The organism is Nocardia jiangsuensis, assembly GCF_042650385.1.
GTDB classification, from domain to species: Bacteria; Actinomycetota; Actinomycetes; order Mycobacteriales; family Mycobacteriaceae; genus Nocardia; species Nocardia jiangsuensis.
Map to the genome: position 1 here is coordinate 396,753 of NZ_JBHSAX010000019.1, position 18,292 is coordinate 415,044.

General features: G+C 71.5%; 21 protein-coding genes. 14 read left to right on the forward strand and 7 right to left on the reverse strand.

Going from position 1 to position 18,292, the window contains the following annotated elements:
* Positions 1-46: 46 nt before the first annotated feature.
* Positions 47-796 (reverse strand): SDR family NAD(P)-dependent oxidoreductase, encoded by a 750-nt coding sequence (locus ACFO0B_RS24910; protein WP_378614991.1) that lies wholly within the window; start codon positions 794-796, stop codon positions 47-49.
* Positions 793-1,305 carry a VOC family protein gene (locus ACFO0B_RS24915; RefSeq protein ID WP_378614992.1) on the reverse strand — a complete coding sequence of 171 codons (513 nt, stop codon included), beginning with the start codon at positions 1,303-1,305 and terminating at the stop codon, positions 793-795. The genes ACFO0B_RS24910 and ACFO0B_RS24915 overlap by 4 nt, the downstream gene beginning before the upstream one ends.
* A gap of 59 nt (positions 1,306-1,364) precedes the next feature.
* Between ACFO0B_RS24915 and ACFO0B_RS24920 the strand changes: the two genes are divergently transcribed.
* The 3 genes from ACFO0B_RS24920 to ACFO0B_RS24930 are packed head-to-tail and all read left to right on the forward strand — an operon-like array spanning position 1,365 to position 4,464.
* On the forward strand, positions 1,365-2,126 hold the full coding sequence (locus ACFO0B_RS24920; RefSeq protein ID WP_378614993.1) for an SDR family NAD(P)-dependent oxidoreductase: 762 nt from the start codon (positions 1,365-1,367) through the stop codon (positions 2,124-2,126).
* A 35-nt stretch (positions 2,127-2,161) separates the two neighbouring features.
* Positions 2,162-3,454 carry an acyl-CoA dehydrogenase family protein gene (locus tag ACFO0B_RS24925; protein ID WP_378614994.1) on the forward strand — a complete coding sequence of 431 codons (1,293 nt, stop codon included), beginning with the start codon at positions 2,162-2,164 and terminating at the stop codon, positions 3,452-3,454.
* On the forward strand, positions 3,451-4,464 hold the full coding sequence (locus ACFO0B_RS24930) for a phosphotransferase family protein (protein ID WP_378614995.1): 1,014 nt from the start codon (positions 3,451-3,453) through the stop codon (positions 4,462-4,464). Before ACFO0B_RS24925 ends, ACFO0B_RS24930 begins: the two co-directional genes overlap by 4 nt.
* Here the strand turns inward: ACFO0B_RS24930 and ACFO0B_RS24935 are convergent.
* Positions 4,455-4,913, reverse strand: coding sequence for a tautomerase family protein (locus ACFO0B_RS24935; protein WP_378614997.1), 459 nt, complete (start codon positions 4,911-4,913; stop codon positions 4,455-4,457). The genes ACFO0B_RS24930 and ACFO0B_RS24935 overlap by 10 nt on opposite strands.
* A gap of 101 nt (positions 4,914-5,014) precedes the next feature.
* On the opposite strand from ACFO0B_RS24935, the gene ACFO0B_RS24940 reads away from it, so the two are divergent.
* A complete protein-coding gene (locus ACFO0B_RS24940) occupies positions 5,015-5,980 on the forward strand; it encodes a GlxA family transcriptional regulator (RefSeq protein ID WP_378614998.1) in 966 nt (321 codons plus the stop codon).
* A gap of 73 nt (positions 5,981-6,053) precedes the next feature.
* Here ACFO0B_RS24940 and ACFO0B_RS24945 read toward each other — a convergent pair whose 3' ends face one another.
* Genes ACFO0B_RS24945 through ACFO0B_RS24955 form a run of 3 tightly spaced genes read right to left on the reverse strand, consistent with a single transcriptional unit; the run spans position 6,054 to position 9,198 of the window.
* The gene (locus ACFO0B_RS24945) at positions 6,054-6,728 is read right to left on the reverse strand and encodes a TetR/AcrR family transcriptional regulator C-terminal domain-containing protein (RefSeq protein ID WP_378614999.1); all 675 of its coding nucleotides are present in this window, start codon (positions 6,726-6,728) and stop codon (positions 6,054-6,056) included.
* 41 nt (positions 6,729-6,769) lie between these two features.
* Positions 6,770-8,140: an ABC transporter substrate-binding protein gene (locus tag ACFO0B_RS24950; RefSeq protein WP_378615000.1), complete on the reverse strand. Its 1,371-nt coding sequence runs from the start codon at positions 8,138-8,140 to the stop codon at positions 6,770-6,772.
* Positions 8,137-9,198 carry an NAD(P)H-dependent amine dehydrogenase family protein gene (locus ACFO0B_RS24955; RefSeq protein WP_378615001.1) on the reverse strand — a complete coding sequence of 354 codons (1,062 nt, stop codon included), beginning with the start codon at positions 9,196-9,198 and terminating at the stop codon, positions 8,137-8,139. Before ACFO0B_RS24955 ends, ACFO0B_RS24950 begins: the two co-directional genes overlap by 4 nt.
* A 203-nt stretch (positions 9,199-9,401) precedes the next feature.
* Between ACFO0B_RS24955 and ACFO0B_RS24960 the strand changes: the two genes are divergently transcribed.
* The 3 genes from ACFO0B_RS24960 to ACFO0B_RS24970 are packed head-to-tail and all read left to right on the forward strand — an operon-like array spanning position 9,402 to position 11,451.
* Positions 9,402-9,896: a nuclear transport factor 2 family protein gene (locus ACFO0B_RS24960; RefSeq protein WP_378615002.1), complete on the forward strand. Its 495-nt coding sequence runs from the start codon at positions 9,402-9,404 to the stop codon at positions 9,894-9,896.
* Positions 9,893-10,972 (forward strand): NAD-dependent epimerase/dehydratase family protein, encoded by a 1,080-nt coding sequence (locus ACFO0B_RS24965; RefSeq protein WP_378615003.1) that lies wholly within the window; start codon positions 9,893-9,895, stop codon positions 10,970-10,972. Before ACFO0B_RS24960 ends, ACFO0B_RS24965 begins: the two co-directional genes overlap by 4 nt.
* A 14-nt stretch (positions 10,973-10,986) precedes the next feature.
* The gene (locus ACFO0B_RS24970) at positions 10,987-11,451 is read left to right on the forward strand and encodes a group II truncated hemoglobin (protein ID WP_378615004.1); all 465 of its coding nucleotides are present in this window, start codon (positions 10,987-10,989) and stop codon (positions 11,449-11,451) included.
* Positions 11,452-11,461: 10 nt separating this feature from the next.
* Here the strand turns inward: ACFO0B_RS24970 and ACFO0B_RS24975 are convergent, their stop codons facing one another.
* Complete coding sequence (locus ACFO0B_RS24975; RefSeq protein WP_378615005.1) at positions 11,462-11,647, reverse strand: hypothetical protein; 186 nt, start codon at positions 11,645-11,647, stop codon at positions 11,462-11,464.
* 141 nt (positions 11,648-11,788) lie between these two features.
* Here ACFO0B_RS24975 and ACFO0B_RS24980 point away from each other — a divergent pair, with 141 nt between their 5' ends.
* The 7 genes from ACFO0B_RS24980 to ACFO0B_RS25010 all read left to right on the forward strand — a co-directional run bounded on the left by ACFO0B_RS24980 (position 11,789) and on the right by ACFO0B_RS25010 (position 18,292).
* Positions 11,789-12,244 carry a DUF1214 domain-containing protein gene (locus ACFO0B_RS24980; protein ID WP_378615006.1) on the forward strand — a complete coding sequence of 152 codons (456 nt, stop codon included), beginning with the start codon at positions 11,789-11,791 and terminating at the stop codon, positions 12,242-12,244.
* Between the two features lie 114 nt (positions 12,245-12,358).
* On the forward strand, positions 12,359-12,847 hold the full coding sequence (locus ACFO0B_RS24985) for a DUF1269 domain-containing protein (RefSeq protein WP_378615007.1): 489 nt from the start codon (positions 12,359-12,361) through the stop codon (positions 12,845-12,847).
* 14 nt (positions 12,848-12,861) lie between these two features.
* A complete protein-coding gene (locus ACFO0B_RS24990) occupies positions 12,862-13,101 on the forward strand; it encodes a DUF7144 family membrane protein (protein ID WP_378615008.1) in 240 nt (79 codons plus the stop codon).
* On the forward strand, positions 13,095-13,754 hold the full coding sequence (locus tag ACFO0B_RS24995; RefSeq protein ID WP_378615009.1) for a GAP family protein: 660 nt from the start codon (positions 13,095-13,097) through the stop codon (positions 13,752-13,754). The genes ACFO0B_RS24990 and ACFO0B_RS24995 overlap by 7 nt, the downstream gene beginning before the upstream one ends.
* 179 nt (positions 13,755-13,933) lie before the next feature.
* Positions 13,934-15,739, forward strand: coding sequence for an alkyl/aryl-sulfatase (locus ACFO0B_RS25000; RefSeq protein WP_378615010.1), 1,806 nt, complete (start codon positions 13,934-13,936; stop codon positions 15,737-15,739).
* A gap of 271 nt (positions 15,740-16,010) precedes the next feature.
* Complete coding sequence (locus ACFO0B_RS25005) at positions 16,011-17,420, forward strand: lipase family protein (protein WP_378615011.1); 1,410 nt, start codon at positions 16,011-16,013, stop codon at positions 17,418-17,420.
* Positions 17,417-18,292: a bile acid:sodium symporter family protein gene (locus ACFO0B_RS25010; RefSeq protein ID WP_378615012.1), complete on the forward strand. Its 876-nt coding sequence runs from the start codon at positions 17,417-17,419 to the stop codon at positions 18,290-18,292. The genes ACFO0B_RS25005 and ACFO0B_RS25010 overlap by 4 nt, the downstream gene beginning before the upstream one ends.

Consider the following 18,292-nt stretch of genomic DNA (forward strand, 5'->3'; position numbering starts at 1 on the left):
TCCGACGGGGTCATTGCCGCAGGAAGCAACATTGCCCCGGCTCCACTCAACGCAGGACGGTGCCGCCGTCGATGTTCAGGACCTGGCCGTTGATCCAGGCGCCGTCGTCGGAGAGCAGGAAGGTGACCAGCCCGGCCACGTCGGTGCTCTCGCCGACCCGCGGGCTGTGCATGCGGCGCAGCGCACCCGCCTCCAGCTCCGGCCAGCGGTCGGCCGCGCGGATGGCCTCGGTGGCGGTGAAGCCCGGCGCCACCGCGTTGCACCGGATCCCGTCGCGGCCCCAGCGAGTGGCGACGTGCCTGGTGAGCGCGCCGATCCCGGCCTTGGCGGCGGCGTAGGCCGGGCGGGCCGGTTCGCCCTGGAAGGCGGCGGCCGACGAGGTGTTCACGATGGCGCCGCCGCCGCGCTCGAGCAGGTGCGGGATGGCGTGGCGCATGGTGAGCAGGTAGCCGCGCAGGTTCACGGTGAGCAAGCGGTCCCACACGGCGAGGTCGATGTCGACGACGTCGGTGTCGCCGCGCAGCGCGCGCATGTCGGCGCCGACGTTGAAGAGCCCGTCCAGCCCGCCGAACTCGCCGACCGCGGCGGCGATCAGTTCCCGCACCGAGTCCTCCTCGGCCAGGTCGAAGGCGTGCGGTAGCGCTGTCCTACCGGCCCCGGTCACCTCCGCCGCGGTGCGCCGCGCGCCCTCGGCGTCGAAATCGCCCACCAGCACCCGGTGCCCGGCCGCGCCGAGCCGCCGGGCGGTGGCCGCGCCGATCCCGCTCGCCCCGCCCGCCACCACGACGGCCTTCACAGCGACCGCACCGGGTCGGCGCCGTTCCAGCGCTCGGCGGCGTCGCGGACCATCCGCGCGAGCCCGGCGGCGCGCTCGGTGTACTCGCTGAGTTCGAGGTACGGCGCGGGACCACCGTCCGACTCGAAGAACGCATAGCGGGTCACGGAGTCCGCCGACCACACCACCGGCCGCCGCACCCGCGCCAGCGCGGCCTCGAAATCCTCCGCCCACCAGGCCAGCTGGTGGAAGCCGCCGGCGAAGTCGGAGTAGATGCTCGGGGCGTCGTTCTCCTGCTGGACCACCTCCAGCTGCACCTCCCCGGACTGCGCGAAGGCGATGCTCAGCGAGACGGTGCACGCGGAATCCCGGTAGATCCCCGTCTGTTCCACCCCGCGCAGCACGTACCACGGCCCGATCCCGAGCTCCAGCCACTCGCGCACCTGCTCCTCGATATCGGCCACCACGTATCCGATCTGCCGGATCGGCCCTGGCATCGGCACGATGGCCTCCTTGTGCGCTCGTTTCAAGTATGTCACTCTCGGAATCAAGAATAGCATTCTGAGAACTGAGAGCGAGAGTCTGGAGCATGGGCTACGCCGACGAACTGTTCGACCTGACCGGCCGCGTGGTGCTGGTGACCGGCGGCAGCCGCGGCCTCGGCCGGGAGATGGCGTACGCCGCCGCGCGCTGCGGTGCCGACCTGGTCATCGCCGGCCGCGACTACGAGACCTGCGCCGCCACCTGCGCGGAGATCGAGCGCGAGACCGGCCGCGCCGCACTGCCGCACGCCGTGCACGTCGGCCGCTGGGACCAGCTGGACGGCCTGGTCGAGGCCGCCTACAGCCGCTTCGGCCGGGTCGACGTGCTGATCAACAACGCGGGAATGCAGCCGGTCTACGACACCCTCGGCTCGGTGAGCGAGAAGCTCTTCGACGCGGTGCTGAACCTGAACCTCAAGGGCCCGTTCCGGCTCTCGGTGCTGATCGGCGAGCGCATGGTGGCGGCGGGGCGCGGCTCGATCATCAATGTCAGCTCGTCCGGCTCGATCCGGCCGCGCCCGTCGATCGTGCCCTACGCCGCCGCCAAGGCCGGGCTCAATGCCATGACCGAGGGGCTCGCGCTCGCCTTCGGCCCGACCGTCCGGGTCAACACCCTGATGGCGGGCCCGCACCTGACCGGCGCCACCGCGGGCTGGGACATCGACGCCGTGCCCAACCCCTTCGGCGCGCACGCCCTGCAACGCCCTGGCCGCCCGCCCGAGATCGTCGGCGCCGCCCTCTTCCTCGCCTCCGAGGCCTCCAGCTTCACCACCGGAGCCACCCTGCGCTCCGACGGCGGCATGCCCTGACCTTCCCGACCCCGACCGACCGAGGAGACAACGACATGGCGTGGGATTTCGAGACCGATCCCGACTATCAGGCCAAGCTGGACTGGGCGGACGAGTTCGTCCGCACCGAGGTGGAGCCGCTGGACCTGGTCTGGCCGCACGAGCAGTTCGTGCCACTCACCGGCAAGCGCCGCGCTGCCATCGCCCCGCTCAAGCAGCGGGTGCGCGAGCAGGGGCTGTGGGCCACCCACCTCGGCCCCGACCTGGGCGGCCAGGGCCACGGCCAGGTGAAGCTCGCGCTGCTCAACGAGATCCTGGGCCGCTGCTCGTGGGCCCCGATCGTCTTCGGCTGCCAGGCCCCCGACACCGGCAACGCCGAGATCCTCGCGCACTACGGCACGCCCGAGCAGAAGGAGCGGTACCTGCGCCCGCTGCTCGACGGCGAGCTCTTCTCCTGCTACTCCATGACCGAGCCGCAGGCGGGCGCCGACCCGCGCCAGTTCACCACCACCGCGGTCCGCGACGGCGACGACTGGGTGCTCGAGGGCCGCAAGTACTTCTCCTCCAACGCCAGGACCGCCGCCTTCTCCATCGTCATGGCGATCACCGACCCCGCCGCGGGCGCGTACAAGGGCATGTCCATGTTCCTGGTGCCCACCGACACCCCCGGCATCGAGATCGAGCGCGACGTCCGGCTCTACGGCGAGCCCGAGGCCGCCGGGCAGCACGCGCTCATCCACTACAGCGGGGTGCGGGTCCCGGATTCCGCCCTGCTCGGCGGTGCGGGCCAGGCCTTCGTGATCGCGCAGACCCGGCTCGGCGGCGGCCGCATCCACCACGCCATGCGCACCATCGGGCTCGCGCAGAAGGCGCTCGACATGCTCTGCGAGCGGGCGCTGAGCCGGGAGACCGCGGGCAGTTCGCTCGCCGAGAAACAGTTCGTGCAGGGCTACATCGCCGACTCCTGGGCCCAGCTCGCGCAGTTCCGGCTGCTGGTGCTGCACACCGCGTGGAAGATCGACAAGCACAACGACTACCGGAAGGTCCGCAAGGACATCGCCGCGGTCAAGGCCGTCATGCCGACCGTGCTGCACGACATCGCCTGGCGCTCCATGCAGGTGCACGGCGCGCTCGGCGTCACCGACGAGGTCCCGCTCATGAAGATGATCACCGGGGCCGCTGTCATGGGTCTCGCCGACGGCCCCACCGAGGTGCACAAGACCACCGTCGCCCGTCAGGTGCTGTGCGACCACTCCGCCACCGAGGAGCTCTGGCCCACCGAGTGGCTGCCCCGCAAACGCGAAGCGGCGCTCGCGCAGTACGCCGACTTCCTGGGCGACGAGCGATGAGCGGAATCGACACGGCGCGGCTCACCGCCTGGCTGGACGCGGCCGGGCTCGGCACCGGCGCCCCGCTCGAGGTCACCCAGCTCTCCGGCGGCGCGCAGAACGAGATCTACGAACTCCGCCGCGGCGAGCACCACAGCGTGCTCCGCATCCCGCCCGCCGCCGCCCCGCCCGAGCGGGACAGGGGCATCCTGCGCGAGTGGCGGATCACCGCCGCGCTCGACGGCACCGACGTCCCGCACGCCGCAGGCGTCGCGGTCTGCGCCGACCCGGCCGTGCTCGGCCGGGCCTTCTACCTCATGGGCCACATCGACGGCTGGTCGCCGATGGACCACCGCACGGGCTGGCCGGAGCCCTTCGACCGCGACTCGTCCGACCTGGCCTACCGCCTGGTCGAAGGCGTCGCGCTGCTCTCCACCGTGGACTGGCAGGCCCGCGGCCTCGGCGGCCTCGGCAGACCCGACGGCTTCCACGACCGCCAGGTGCAGCGCTGGACCGGCATGTTCGAGCGGATCAGGGGCCGCGACCTCGACGGCATGGACACCGCCACCACCTGGCTGAACGCGCACCGCCCGCTCGACTTCGTCCCCGGGCTCATGCACGGCGACTACCAGTGGGCGAATGTCATGTTCGCGCACGGCGGCCCCGCCCGGCTCGCGGCGATCGTCGACTGGGAGATGGGCACCATCGGCGACCCGAAACTCGACCTGGCCTGGGCCCTGAAGGACTGGCCGGAGGACACCGGCGCGCCGGAGGCCGCCACCGCGGGCTACCTCGACGTGCGCGGCATGCCCTCGCGCGACCAGCTCGTCGCCCGCTTCGCCGAGGTCTCCGGGCGGCAGGTCGACGACCTGGACTACTACCTGATCCTGGCCCGCTGGAAACTCGCCATCGTGCTGGAACAGGGATATCAGCGCGCGGGTGACAATCCGAAGCTGCGGGCATTCGGCGAGATCGTGCCGAAGCTCATGCGGGAGGCTGCCGACCTGGCGGAGAGCACCGGCTACCGCTGATCGATCAGCGCGGTGAGGTGCTCGAAGCGGGCGCGGGCGGTGATCTCCGGCAGCCGCCGGATCGCGCCGTTCTGCGCCCACTGCCCCTCCGGCACCTCGTGGATCACGCACGAGGTGACGACCAGCCGTCCGTCGTCGCCGTCGCGGGCCGCTGTCGCCGCGTCCTGGAGTTCGGTGGCGAAGCGCGCCTTGCGGGCCCCGTCCAGCACCCCGGCGCTGACCTGCCAGTCGACGAAGACCCCGGCCACCGCGGCATCGGCCGGGTGCCCCGCGGAGTAGAAGGCGCCGGGGGCGAGTTCATCGACCAGCACCAGCGAGCCCATCCGGCTGCCCGGGTCGTCGGGCAGCGACTCGGCGCGGCACGAGGCGTCGGTGAGCGCGGCCGCCAGCCGCGCCTTCTGCGCGTCGTCGAAAGCGCCGGGGGTCAGCGTCACTCGCAACAGGGGCATGTCGGGCCTTCCGTTCGTTCGGATCGTTCGCCTCGACTCTGCCGTCGGCGCCGCCCCGCGGACAGTGGCGAGCATGACAGTTTTCTTGCACAATTCGCCACATGATCGACATCGACCTGCTGGTGCTCGACGGCGCGAGCGCGAGCGCGGTCGGCAGCACCGTCGACGTGGTCTCGGCCGCCAACCGGATCCTCGGCGAGCCCGCCTTCGACCTGCGCTTCGTCGCACCGACGCCGCAGGTCCGGGTGCGTGGCGGGCTCACCGCGGCGGCCCGGCCGCTCGCCCGTGCCCGGCCGCGCGACATCGTTGTCGTCCCCGGCCTCGGCGCCGCCGACGGCGCGCAGATCACCGCCCGCCTGGCCGCCCCCGACATCGCCGCCGCCGGGCAGTGGCTCGTCCGGGCGCATGCCCGCGGCGCGGAGATCGCCGCCTCCTGCACGGCGGTCTTCGTCCTCGGCGCGGCCGGCCTGCTCGCCGGCCGCCGCTGCGTCACCACCTGGTGGCTCGGCGCCGAACTCGCCCGGCTCGCGCCCGGCGCCGATGTCGTGCTCGACGACATGGTGCTGCGCGACGGCCCGATCCGCACCGCGGGCGCCGCCTTCGCCCACGTCGACCTGATGCTCGCGATCATGCGGGCGCACGGCGGCGCCGCGCTCACCGACGAACTCGCCGCCCGGCTGGTGGTCGATCAGCGCGCCTCGCAGGCGAGCTTCCTCATCCCCTCGCACCTGGCGGCCCGCGACGAAGTGGTCGCCGCGCTGGAGTCCGTCGTCCGCGCGCACCCCGAGCACCCGCACACGCTGGAGTCGCTGGCCGGGCAGTGCCGGACGAGCCCGCGAACCCTGGCCCGCCGCACCGCCGCCGCCACCGGGCTCAGCCCGCTGCAACTGGTGGCGCGGGTCCGGCTGCGGCACGCCCTGCACCTGCTGCGCACCACCGATCGGCCGCTCACCGAGATCGCGGCCGCCGTCGGCGTCGGCGACCCGGCGACGTTGCACCGGCTGATCAAGCGGCACACCGGCCGGGCTCCGGGTGCGTGGCGGCCGGGGCGCCGCACCGGGCGGTGACTTCTCGCCTACGGTGCACTTTCGCCGAACCCCTGGCCGGCCCGGAAGACCTGGAGGCCGGCGTCGCGCCCCGCTAGGATCGGTCCCGCAGGCGGGCGGCGAGCCCGGCGAGGGCGACGTCGAGGTCGAACTCGAACTGCACGCCCCGGTCCCGCACCGCGTCCCGCTCGGCGGCGATCCGGCGCAGCGCCGGGAACTGCTCGCCGCCTGCCCCGGCCAGCGCGTGCACCACATTGTGCGCCTGCGCCTCCGGCGGACCCCCGGTGTTCTCCAGCGTCTCGTAGGCCGCCGCCCGGGCGATCTCGGCGAACAGCGTCAGCGTCCGCCCCGCTTCCTGCGAGGTGAACCCGGCGTCGATCAGCCGGGTGAGAATGCGCTCGACGGTGCCGAGCGCATCGGTCCCGCGTACCGCGCCGAAGTCGATCGCCGAGATCAACCCGCCCACCTGCAGATACGCCGCCCGCATCGCCGCCGCGCAGAGCCGGAGCAACTCCGGCCACCGGGTCTGGGGCCCGAACCGCAACCCGGCGATCTCGGTCTCGAAGGCATTCAGCGCGAGCAGTTGCAGCAGCCCGGCCCGGTCACTGACGTAGTAGTTCAGCGCCTTGCGGTCGACGCCGAGAACGTCGGCGACCCCCTGCATGGTCAGCGAGTGGAGCGGCAGCTCCCCGGCCGCGGCGACGATCCGCTCCCGGCTCAGCTTCGCCGGTCGCCCCGGCCGCCGCGGTACCCCCGTCCCCTCGCTCATGCTCCCACCCTACGGGGGCAGACCGTCCGGTCGCGTTCCGGTCACCGCAGGTCGGCCATGGATTTTCCGACATCGCCGAGCGTCAGGGGCGCGCCGTAGTCGCTGCGGAAGGCGTACGGCCGCACATCGCAGCGGTACGGCCCGGTGTCCGGGCGGAAGTCGGCGGGCTTCCAGCCGTCCGGGGTCGCCTGCTCGATGTTGAAGCACACCGAGGTGCCGTCGCGATCGGTGAGATCGATCGGCGCCTGCAAACCACCGGCAGTCCAAGCCTTTTCGGCTGTGGCGGCCTCGTACACGCAGCGCGGCGTGAGGTCGTCGCCGCAGCTCGCGGCCGAGCGGGCGAACAGCAGCCAGGCCGAGAGCGAGCGCAGCTGCGGGAAGCTCAGCTCGGTGTCCGGCGCGTACCCGGCGAACAGCTCGCGGACCTGCGCCATGGCCGGAACGGCGGCCCCGTCCTCGATCGGGCTGACCCCGCCGAGATCGGCGACATTGTTCTGGAACTCCACCGATTTGCCCAGCCCCTCCAGGAACCCGGCGCTGTAGTTGTTGTTGGTGGCGTCGATCCAGTCCGGCCGGTAGCCGATCCCGGTGAGCGCCTCCTCCAGCTTCACCAGCTGCCGCGGCTCGCCGTTGAAGACCAGCCCGCGCACGTCCCGGTCCTTGATCGCCTGCGCGAACGGGGTCCAGTCCGGCACGCCGGCGATGGGGTAGCGGTCGTCGTAGACGATCCGCCCACCGAGCGCCTCGAAGCTCTCCTTCCCCTTGTCGCCGAGGATCTTGGAGACCGGGGAGTCGGCGCTGACGTAGCCGATCTTGTCCTTGGCGGCCGGGTAGGCGTCGAGCAGCCACTGCCGGAAGCCGGTGTAGATGTCGTGCCGGGGCAGCGTCGTGGGGGAGGCGCTCACCTCGAGATCGGCGCCGACACTGCCGGGCTGCGCCACCTGGGCCGGGAAGCTGGGCAGCAGGCAGGAGAGCCGGTCCTTCACGCCCAGCGAGTCCAGCCCGGCGCCACCTCCGACCAGCGCGAAGTCGTCGCGGCACGACTCCAGCATGCGCTGCTTGACCTCGGTGAGCCTGGTGTCGCGCACCTTCAGCTCGAGCCGGCGCCCGGCGATGCCGCCGTGATCGTTGCACCAGTCGACGAAGACCTTCGCGGCATCGTTGAACTCCGGGTTCTTGGTGAACCCCAGATCGCTGACCACCCCGACCGTGATGCTGTCCGCGGTGACTCCGCGCCCGGTCGCCTTCGTCGGCGTCCCCTCGCTGCAGACCGCGCCGAGATCACCGAATTCCGCCGCCACCGCGGGAGTTCCGGCCGCTTCCCGCTCCGGCGCGCCGGAGCGCCCGCACCCGGTGAGCACCAGCAGCGCGGCCGCGCCGAGCACGGCGGCCGCGCGCAGCCGGGCGGTCATCGGGCGCTCAGGATGCCGCGCGGCAGGGTCAGCGGCAGGTCGGTGTAGGTGACGAGCCCGGCCCGCGCCTGCACCACCGCGGGAATGGCGTGGATGGGTGGCATGGCGGTCATGATGTGGCCGAGCACCATGAAGTCGGCGATGGTCTCGCCGACGAAGTCCGGCGGCGGCAGGAAGCCGACGTTCATGTTCACGGTCGGGCGGCCGTCAACGGTGATCTTCCAGCCGTCGCCGTCGAGCTTCCAGTCCGGATCCAGGGTCTGCCCCTTGCGCCACCGCACATTCACGTCGACCACCGTCCGGCCGGCGACGATGCCCTGCCAGCTCACGAAAACACCCGCGACGCAGCCCTTCTCGATGGTCCAGGAGCCGAGGTCGAGATCCTCGGTGGTCTGCGCGTACTCGGCGACGCAGCGGATCTCGTCCAGCTCGGTGCCGAGCGAGTCGGCGAGCAGCCGGACCGCCTCGGCGAAGACCGCGGTGCCCTTCTCGGCCATGCCCTCGAGCGCGGGATCGTCGATGGCGGTGCCGAAGCCGACCGGGCGCTCGGTGGCGGGGGAGTCGTAGAACGTGGTGTCGGCCTGCTCGGCGATGGTCACCTTGTCCACCCGGTCGCAGGCATTGGCCGCCACGATCGCCAGCAGCTGCGCGAACCCCGGGCTCACCCCGGAGCCGAAGAGGGTGGAGCCACCGCGGCGAGCGGCTTCTTCGAGCCGGGCCCGGCCCGCGTCCAGGTTGTGACCGGTGATGAAGGACGCGGTCGTCACGACATTGGCGCCGGAGGCCAGGATCTGCTCGAGCTCGGCGACATCGATCCACATCGGGTTGTAGACGACGCAGTCCGGCTCCAGCGCCAGCAGCGCTTTCACGTCGTCGGTGGCCGTGACGCCGACCGGATCGAGCCCGGCCAGCTCGCCGACGTCCTTCCCCGCCTTGTCCGGCGACCACGCGTAGCAGCCGACCAGCTCCAACCCGGGGTGCGCGAGCAGCGCCTTGACCGAACTCTTGCCCACATTGCCGGTCGTCCACTGCACGACCCGGTAGCTCTCGGCCGACATCGGTACCTCGTTCTCATTCTCGACTAATCAGATTCTCGCGTCCTGCTTACTCGTTCGCGCTCCGGTTTTTCCCGGCCGGAAAATAACTGGCTGAATATATCAACCAATGGAGTAAATCCCGATGGGGAACAATCCTTGACCTGCTTCAGAGGGCCGTGTTAGGCATATGCGGCAGGATTCGGTCCGGCGGAACGGGAGCGGCAATGGACGGGTCGACGGGGTGGCGCGAGGTGCTCGCGCTCAGCGCACTCAAGGCACGGTACTGCCGCTACCTCGACACCAAGCGCTGGGACGAGTGGCGCGCACTCTTCACCGACGGCTTCGTCAGCGACACCTCCGCGGCGGGCGGGCAGATCATCACCGGCGCCGACGATTTCGTCGCCTACATCCGCGCCACCCTCGGCGACGGCAAGGCCACCGTGCACCAGGTGCACAACCCGGAGATCGACCTCACCTCCGCCACCACCGCCGCCGGGGTGTGGGCGCTGCACGACGTGGTCCACCTCGGCCCCGGCCTGGACCTGCACGGCTACGGCCACTACCACGAGACCTACGAGAAGCACGGCGACGCCTGGCGCATCGCCACCTCGACGCTCACCCGGGTCCGGGAGGACATCCGCACCCCGCTGGTCTCGGTGCGGATGACCCCGCGGCTGCGCGACGCGGGCGCCGCCCTCGCCCGCAGGCGCGGCCGATGAGCACCGTCCTGGTCACCGGCGCCTTCGGCCAGATCGGCGCGCTCTGCACCGAACTGCTGCTAGCCCGCGGGCACACCGTGGTCGGCATGGATCTCCGCACCGACGCCACCGAAACCGTTGCCTGCCGGCTCACCGGCGCCCTGATCCCGTCCTGGACCGACCTGCTCGACCGCGAGGCCGTGCACGCCGTCGTCGCCGAACACCGGCCGTCCGCGATCGTGCACCTGGCCGCCGTCTACTCCCCGATCTCCTATCGAGCGCCCGCCCTCGCCCGCAAGGTCAACGTGGACGGCACCACGCACCTCATCGATGCGGCCCGTCTGCTCGATTCGCCGCCACTGCTGCTCTTCGCCTCGAGCGCCGCCGTCTACGGCTCCCGCAACCCGCACCGCCATCCGGAGCCGATCACCGCCGACACCCCGGTCGCCCCGATCGATCAGTACGGAACGGACAAGGTGCTCGGCGAAGCCCTGATCACCGGCAGCGGCCTGCCGCACGCCGTCCTTCGCCTCGGCGGGGTCATCTCCCCGGTCGGCGCCGGACGCCTCGACGGCGACTACCTCTCGCTCATGCGCGCCACCCCCACCGACAACCGCGTCCACGCCGTCGACGCCCGCGACGCCGCCCTCGCCTTCGCCAACGCCGTCGAACGCGGCCCCGCTGTCACCGGCCGGGTCCTGCTCATCGCAGGCAACGACAGCTACCGGCACCAGCAGCAGGACCTGAGCGACGACATCGCCGCCGCGACCGGCCTCGGCCGCCTCGGCCCGCGCGCCGGACTCCCCGGCGACCCCGCCGACGACCGCGGCTGGAGCTTCACGGGCTGGTTCGACACCAGTGAATCCCAGGCGCTGCTCGATTTCCAGCGACACGACTGGCCCGACACCGTCGCCTGGGTCGCCGGAGCGAGCGGCCAGCTCCCGCGCATCATCGGCCCCGCCCTGCGCCCGGCCATCCTGCTCTTCCTCCGGGTGCAGCGCCGCCTGGAGCGCCGCGGCCCCTACGCCGACCCGTGGACCTTCCTCGCCCGCCGCTACGGCCCCGAAATCCTGGCATCCGAAGCACCTTTGCCGTGATTACACTGTTACAGGTGAGCGACATTCCGACGCTGTACGCGTGGGCGGGCGGCAGGCCCGCCATCGAGCGCATGATCGGCCACTTCTACGACCGGGTGGAGCGCGACGAGCTCCTCGGCCCGCTGTTCCCCGGCGGGGTCACGGCCGCGCACCGCGAGCACGTCACCACCTGGTGGAGTGAGGTCTTCGGCGGCCCGGCCGCCTACACCGAGCAGCGCGGCGGTTACGCCACCATGCTCGCCCACCACCGGAATCTCGGCATCACCCCCGAGCAGCGGTTCCGCTTCGCCTCGCTGATGAGCCTGGCCGCCGACGATGCCGAGCTGCCCGACGATCCGGAGTTCCGGGCCGCGCTCGTCGGCTACCTGGAGTGGGGAACCCGCTTGGCGCTGCACAATTCGCAGCCGGGGGCCGAGGTGATGGAGCAGGCGCCGGTGCCGCACTGGGGTTGGGGCGTGGCGCCGCCCTATCAGCCCTGATCCCGGCTGACTACGGTTCCCACAGGCCGGCGCAGGGGATCACGGGCAACTCGTCGGTGACCTGATCGTCCACGGTTACCTCTGCGTCCGGCAGCCAGTCGCGAAGTTTCCGCTCGAGTTCGACGGCGGCCGTGTCGCTGATCCGGTAGTCGAGGTTCGCGCCGCCCGCGTATTCGACTCGTATCCGGCGATCCATGGCTGTTCCCAGTCATCCCCGGCCACCGGCTACACCGGCCCGGTCCCCGACGGCGCCCACCCGGCGCACGCCGAGTCGAACACCCTGCTGCTGGCGCTCCGCGCGCTGCCGCTGCGCGGAGATCTCGCCGCGGCGCTGGAGATGCTGCGGGCCATCCGGGTGTATCCGCTGAACGTACCGGACCGGGTGCTGCGCTACGTCGACACCACCGCCGAGGCGATGGACAGCACGTGCCTGCGCTGGGAGGGCAACCTGGAGTACTGGCTGGACCGCACCGCCTCCTACACCCTCGACCTGCCTCGCCCGGTACCGGGAAAGCTGTTGTGGTCGGTCACCGTCTACGACGCCGCCACCCGGTCCCGGGTCCAGGCTCCGAGCGATGTCGCCGCACTGCGCTCGCTCTTCGAGCTCCGCGACCTGCCCGACGACGGCCCGGTGCGGCTGCACTTCGGCCCGACCCCGCCGCCGGATGCCGAGAACCGCTGGCTGCAGACGGTTCCCGGCCGCGGCTGGTTCGCCTACCTCCGCATCTACGGCCCCGAGCAGGCCGCTTTCGGCGAGACGTGGCGGCCGGGCGACTTCATCCGGACCCGATAGCCCTCGACCAGGGTTCACCCGTTTCGGGTGAGGCCACCGATCCGGGTGCTCCCTAGCGTCGGAGTCCACGGTCCGCCGACGGGGCGGAACGGTTCAGCGCGGAAGGAGCCCGGTGTGGCTGCGAGTTTGACGGTGTGGAAGTTCCCCTCGGCCGACGGCGCCGATCAGGCGATCGGGACGCTGGAGGAGTTGCAGCGCGAGAAGCTGATCGCGGTGCACGACGGGGCGATCGTGAAGTGGCCGGAGGGGGCGAAGAAGCCCAAGACCCAGCAGCTGCATTCGCTGACCGGTGCGGGGGCGCTCGGCGGCGCGTTCTGGGGGCTGCTGTTCGGGTTGCTGTTCTTCGTTCCGCTGCTCGGGGCGGCGGTGGGCGCCGGGATCGGCGCGCTGACCGGGTCGCTGGCCGATGTCGGGATCGACGACGGCTTCATCGCCAGGGCGAAGGAGAAGATCACCCCCGGCACCTCGGCGCTGTTCGTGTTGACCTCCGACGCCACCCTCGACCGGGTGCACGAGCGTTTCGCCGGCCAGCAGGCCGAGCTGCTCTCCACCAACCTGTCGCACGAGCAGGAAGCCAAGCTGCGCGAGGTCTTCGCCGCCTGAGAGGTCTTCAGCACATGACGGACACGGGTGTCGGGACCGATCGCCGGCTGGAGCGGGAGGTGGCGGCGGGCACCTCGATCGCGGCCTCGCTCCTGCTGCTCACCGTGGGAGCGCTGTCGCTCCTCGAAGGCGTCTCCGCGGTGGGGCGCGACGAGATCTTCGTCCCCGGCCCGGATCACGTGTACGGCTGGGACCGCACCGAGTGGGGCCGGCTGCACACGTCGATGAGCGCGGACCGGTCCCTGCCGTGCTGAGCGCGGTGGGGCAGCTGCTGCCGCTGGCGGTCGGGGTCGCGATCTCGCCGATCCCGATCGTCGCGGTGGTGCTGATGTCGATGTCGCGCGATGCCGCGGCGACCAGCGCCGGGTTCGCGGCGGGCTGGGTCGCGGGCATCACGGCGGTGCTCGCGGTGGTGACGGCCGCGGCCGGGGCCATCCACACCGGCGACGGCTCCGGGCCGTCGCCGACCGTTGGCTGGGTCAAGATCGCACTCGGGGTGCTGCTGGTGGGGCTGGCCGTCAAGCAGCTCCGGGCCCGCGGCGACCACTCGACCCCGAAGTGGATGCAGGCCATCGACTCCTTCACCCTGGGCAAGGCGGCCGGGCTCGGTTTCGCGCTGGCGGCGGTGAACCCGAAGAACCTGCTGCTGTGCGTCTCGGCGGGGCTGCAGCTCGGCACCGCCGAGCTCTCCGGCGGCGCCGCGGTGGCCGCGGGCGCGATCTTCGTCCTGCTCGCCGCCACGACGGTGCTGGTTCCGGTTCTCGGCTACCGCCTGGCCGCCGACCGGCTGCGGGCGCCGCTGGCTGCCACGCAGCAGTGGCTGTCCGGCAACAACCACCTGGTCATGGCGATCGTGCTGGCGCTGATGGGGGCCTCGGTCATCGGAAGGGGCCTGGAGGCGCTGTAGGTGTCGGCTCGCGTCGTGCTGCGCCGCCCGGCCGGAAGGCCGGCGGATCCCGCCTCGCATCGCCGCGACCGTGCCCCGCGTGCGAGCTCGGATATCACCCCCGGTGGGTGAGGCACGGGGCACCGTCCGCGCCGAGCATCGTGGCACGGACCGAACCGAGCTGAGGGAGCTGATCGACCATGGCACCGGACCACGCCGACCGCACCGACTTCGACAACGCCGATCGCGGGTTCGTCGCGACCCTGACGCCGATGCGGATCACCGATGCCGCGGGCGCGGTCGTCTTCGACACCTCCGGGTACGACTTCCTCGACGGGGACTGCCCGGAGACCGTGGACCCGAGCCTGTTCCGGCAGGCACAGCTCTGTGTGAAGCACGGCCTGTACGAGGTGACCGACGGGATCTACCAGATCCGCGGCTTCGACCTGTCGAACATGACGATCGTGGAGGGCGACACCGGCATCATCGTGATCGACCCGTTGATCTCGGCCGAGTGCGCCGCGGCGGGATTGCGGGTCTACCGCGAGCACCGCGGCGAACGCCCCGTCACCGGCGTCGTCTACACCCACTCCCACGTCGACCACTTCGGCGGCGTCGACGGCGTCCTGCCGGACGGGCGCGGCGACGTGCCGATCCTCGCGCCCGATGGCTTCATGGCGGAGGTGGTGTCGGAGAACGTCTACGCCGGAGTGGCGATGACGCGGCGCAGCACCTACATGTACGGCCGCGGGATGACGCCGGGGCCGGAGGGGCAGTGCAGCACCGGGCTCGGCATCCAGACCTCGCGCGGCACCGTCGGCCTGATCGCCCCCAGCCTCGACATCACCCACACCGGACAGCGGGAGACCGTCGACGGCGTCCCGATCGTCTTCCAGCTGACCCCGGGCACCGAGGCGCCCGCCGAGATGAACTTCCACTTCCCCGACCACCGTGCGCTCTGCCTGGCCGAGAACGTCACCCACAACCTGCACAATCTGCTGACACTGCGCGGCGCGCAGGTCCGCGACCCGCGCGTCTGGTCGCGCTACATCGACGAGGCGATCGAGATGTTCGCCATCGACTCCGACGTCGCGTTCGCCTCGCACCACTGGCCCACCTGGGGCACGGACGCCATCGTGTCGTTCCTGTCGCTGCAGCGCGATCTGTACATGTACCTGCACGACCAGACGCTGCGGCTGATGAACGCCGGCCTGAACGGCCCCGAGATCGCCGAGGCGATCGAGCTGTCGCCCGCGCTCGCCGACAGCTGGAGCGCGCGCGGCTACTACGGCTCGGTGAGCCACAACGTCAAGGCGATCTACCAGCGCTACCTCGGCTGGTTCGACGGCAACCCGACCTCGCTCTGGGAGCATCCGCGCGCGGCGAGGGCCGCCCGCTACGTCGAGACGATCGGCGGCGTCGACGCGGTCATCGAGAAGGGCCGCGCCTACGCCGCCGCGGGTGACCTGCGCTTCGCCGCCGAACTGCTCACCCACGCGGTCTTCGCCGAACCGGGCAGCGAGGCGGCGAAGACCGCCCTCGCCGACACCTACCGCAGGCTCGGATTCGGCGCGGAGAACGCCACCTGGCGCTGCTTCTACCTCACCGGCGACCACGAACTGCGGCACGGAGTCCAGCCGACCGCCGTCGACATCAGCGGCGGGATGGTCGCGGCGCTCTCCGTGGAGCAGCTCTTCGACACCGTCGCCACCCGGCTGAACGGGCCGCGCGCCGCCGCCGACTCCTTCCGGATCGAATGGCACTTCACCGACCTGGACTCCGTCGTCCGGCTCACCCTCTCCAACGGGGTGCTGATCCAGACGCCGGCGCCGCGCTCCGAGGCCGAGGTCGATCTCACGCTCGAACTCACCAAGCCGCAACTGCTCGGCATCCTCGCGGGCAAGGGGCTCGACGGGATCTCACACTCCGGCGACCCCGCGGTCCTGCAGCGTCTCTTCGGCCTGCTCGACACCCCCGACCCGGACTTCGCCATCGTCACGCCGTGAGGCCGCTGCCGCCGCGTTCGGGTGCACGGGGGTTCCAGACCCGCGGCTGAGATCCCTCAACCGGCCTGTAGACGGGGGACGGCGGCTCGGACGGCCCGACCGTCGCGCACCACTCGGACAGCGCGTCTCCGACGCCGGAATGCCCGGGTCAGGGCGGGGCCGCGGGCAGCGGAGAAAATCCCCGGCATTGCGATCCGGGTCACATCTATGCGATCGTGTCTCCCGGTAAATGTGATCCCACCCGGTATCACAAGACCTGGAGGAGTGAACGATGCAGAGCCGAGGACACCGTGGTCGTCGGATCGTCTCGCTGTGCGGGGCGCTGGCGGTGGGGGTGCTGACCGCGTCGGCGACGCTCGCGCACGCCGAACCAGCCGCTCCCACGGCCGTGCAGGTCCCGGTGCGAGCTGCCGCGGCCGTACCGGTCCCACCGGAACTGGACCCCGGCTTCTACCGCCCGCCCGCCGATCTCGTAGCCGCGGCGGCGCCGGGACAGATCCTGGCAGCCAGGCTCGTCAACGCGGCCAATTTCGGTCTGATTCCGCTCAATGTCGATGCGTGGCAGGTCTCCTTCCGCTCCAATGACAGTCGTGACGAAGCGATCCCGGCCGTGGCGACCGTCCTGAAACCGCGCGGCTCCGCCCCGGACAAGATGCTCTCGGTCCAGATCGCCGTGGATTCCCTTGCCGCCTACTGCTCGCCCTCCTACGCCGTGCAGCAGTGGTCCGCCGGTGCCGCGCTCGGCCAGATCGTGGCCCCGCTCGAGTTCATCCTCGCCCAGGGCGCGCTGCAGCAGGGCTGGGCCGTGGTCATCCCCGACCACCAGGGCCCGAAGGAGGCGTACGCCGCCGGGCCACTGGCCGGGCGGATCACCCTCGACGGCATCCGCGCCGCCCGCGCCTTCGAACCCCTGCGGGTCGCGCCCGACGCCCGCATCGGCCTGTACGGCTACTCCGGCGGTGCGATCGCCACCGGCCACGCCGCCGAGCTGAAGCGGAGTTACGCGCCCGAGCTGAACATCGTGGGCGCCGCCGCGGGCGGCGTCCCCGCCGATCTCGGACCGGTGCTGGTCAACGGCAACAGGGGCCTGTGGTCGGGCATGATCCTGTCCGCGGTCATCGGCCTGGCCCGGGAATACCCCGACTTCGCCGCGCTGCTCGACCGCCGCCTCGACCCGCTCGGGAAGGCCCTGGCCACCGTCAAGGGCGGGCTGTGCGTGCAGTGGAACACCGCGCTCGCCCCCTTCCTCGACATCACCGGCTTCCTGCGCGCCGGCGGCGACCCCTTCGACGACCCCGCGGTGCGCAGGGTGCTCGAGCAGACCCGGATGGGCAAGGCCGTGCCGGACCTGCCGATGTACATCTGGCAGGGCAACCCCGACGAGCTGATCCCCGTCGGCCCGGTCGACACCCTCGTCGACACCTACTGCCAGGACCCCGCCGCCAGCGTGCGATACACGCGCGAACACTTCGCCGAGCACATCGCCACCGAGGTCTCCGGCGTCGGCCCGGCCATGCTCTGGCTGCGCGACCGGCTCGACGGCGTTCCGGCCCAGCAGGGCTGCACCACCGCCGACGTCGGCTGGCTCGCCCTCGATCCCGAAGGGACCAGGGCACTCGCCGAGAACTTCGGCGAGACCTTCGCCTCCTTCTTCGGCAAACCGATCGGCACCGACGGATGAACAATTCGGCACTGATCACGGTCGGCCTGCCGGTCGCCCTCGCCATCATCATGTTCGGCCTCGGGCTGACCCTGACCGTGGCCGATTTCGAGCGGGTGGCACGAAGCCCGAAGGCGGTCGCCGTCGCACTCGTCCTGCAGATTCTGGTACTGCCCCTGATCGCCTTCGGTCTCGTCACCGCGTTCGACCTCGACCCCCTGCTCGCGGTCGGTGTGATGCTGCTGGCCGCCTCGCCGGGCGGGACGACGGCAACCCTCTTCAGCCACCTCTTCCGCGGCGACGTCGCGCTCAACATCACCCTGACAGCGATCAATTCGGTGCTGGCCGCGGTGACCATTCCGGTCGTCACCAATCTCGCCATCACCCACTTCGACGCCGAGGGCGAGCTCGGATTGCAGTTCGCGAAGGTCGTGCAGGTCATCGCGATCGTGGTGATTCCGGTGGCGATCGGCATGCTGGTCCGCAGCCGCCGGGAGCAGTTCGCCGTCCGGGCCGATCGCCCGGTTCGCCTCTTCTCGATCCTGGTGCTGGCGCTGGTGTCGGCCGGGGCCCTGCTGAGCGAGCGCGACAACCTGGTCGACTACGCCCAGCAGGTCGGTGTGGTCACCGGGCTGTTCTGCCTGGCCGGCCTCACCCTCGGCTACGCGGGCGCCCGGCTGCTCCGGCTCGGGCAGCCCCAGGCGATCGCGTGCTCGATGGAGATCGGGATCCACAACACGACCGTCGCCCTGACCATCGCGCTCAGCGTGCTGGACAGCACCGAGGTCGCGATCCCCAGCGCCGTCTACTCGGTGCTCATGTACATCCTGGCCACCGCCTTCGGCTTCCTGATCACCAGGCGGACGGCGCGTACCCCGGCGCCGGCCGAATAG

Excerpts from the sequence above, each read along its gene's own strand:
- ACFO0B_RS24975 (WP_378615005.1), bottom strand. The coding sequence starts at position 11,647 with ATGGATCGCCGGATACGAGTCGAATACGCGGGCGGCGCGAACCTCGAC.
- ACFO0B_RS24950 (WP_378615000.1), bottom strand. The coding sequence starts at position 8,140 with ATGACCGCCCGGCTGCGCGCGGCCGCCGTGCTCGGCGCGGCCGCGCTG.
- ACFO0B_RS24925 (WP_378614994.1), top strand. The coding sequence starts at position 2,162 with ATGGCGTGGGATTTCGAGACCGATCCCGACTATCAGGCCAAGCTGGAC.
- ACFO0B_RS24935 (WP_378614997.1), bottom strand. The coding sequence starts at position 4,913 with ATGCCCCTGTTGCGAGTGACGCTGACCCCCGGCGCTTTCGACGACGCG.
- ACFO0B_RS25000 (WP_378615010.1), top strand. The coding sequence starts at position 13,934 with ATGGCACCGGACCACGCCGACCGCACCGACTTCGACAACGCCGATCGC.
- ACFO0B_RS24945 (WP_378614999.1), bottom strand. The coding sequence starts at position 6,728 with ATGAGCGAGGGGACGGGGGTACCGCGGCGGCCGGGGCGACCGGCGAAG.
- ACFO0B_RS24930 (WP_378614995.1), top strand. The coding sequence starts at position 3,451 with ATGAGCGGAATCGACACGGCGCGGCTCACCGCCTGGCTGGACGCGGCC.
- ACFO0B_RS25010 (WP_378615012.1), top strand. The coding sequence starts at position 17,417 with ATGAACAATTCGGCACTGATCACGGTCGGCCTGCCGGTCGCCCTCGCC.
- ACFO0B_RS24920 (WP_378614993.1), top strand. The coding sequence starts at position 1,365 with ATGGGCTACGCCGACGAACTGTTCGACCTGACCGGCCGCGTGGTGCTG.
- ACFO0B_RS24940 (WP_378614998.1), top strand. The coding sequence starts at position 5,015 with ATGATCGACATCGACCTGCTGGTGCTCGACGGCGCGAGCGCGAGCGCG.
- ACFO0B_RS24980 (WP_378615006.1), top strand. The coding sequence starts at position 11,789 with ATGCTGCGGGCCATCCGGGTGTATCCGCTGAACGTACCGGACCGGGTG.
- ACFO0B_RS24965 (WP_378615003.1), top strand. The coding sequence starts at position 9,893 with ATGAGCACCGTCCTGGTCACCGGCGCCTTCGGCCAGATCGGCGCGCTC.
- ACFO0B_RS25005 (WP_378615011.1), top strand. The coding sequence starts at position 16,011 with ATGCAGAGCCGAGGACACCGTGGTCGTCGGATCGTCTCGCTGTGCGGG.
- ACFO0B_RS24990 (WP_378615008.1), top strand. The coding sequence starts at position 12,862 with ATGACGGACACGGGTGTCGGGACCGATCGCCGGCTGGAGCGGGAGGTG.
- ACFO0B_RS24960 (WP_378615002.1), top strand. The coding sequence starts at position 9,402 with ATGGACGGGTCGACGGGGTGGCGCGAGGTGCTCGCGCTCAGCGCACTC.
- ACFO0B_RS24955 (WP_378615001.1), bottom strand. The coding sequence starts at position 9,198 with ATGTCGGCCGAGAGCTACCGGGTCGTGCAGTGGACGACCGGCAATGTG.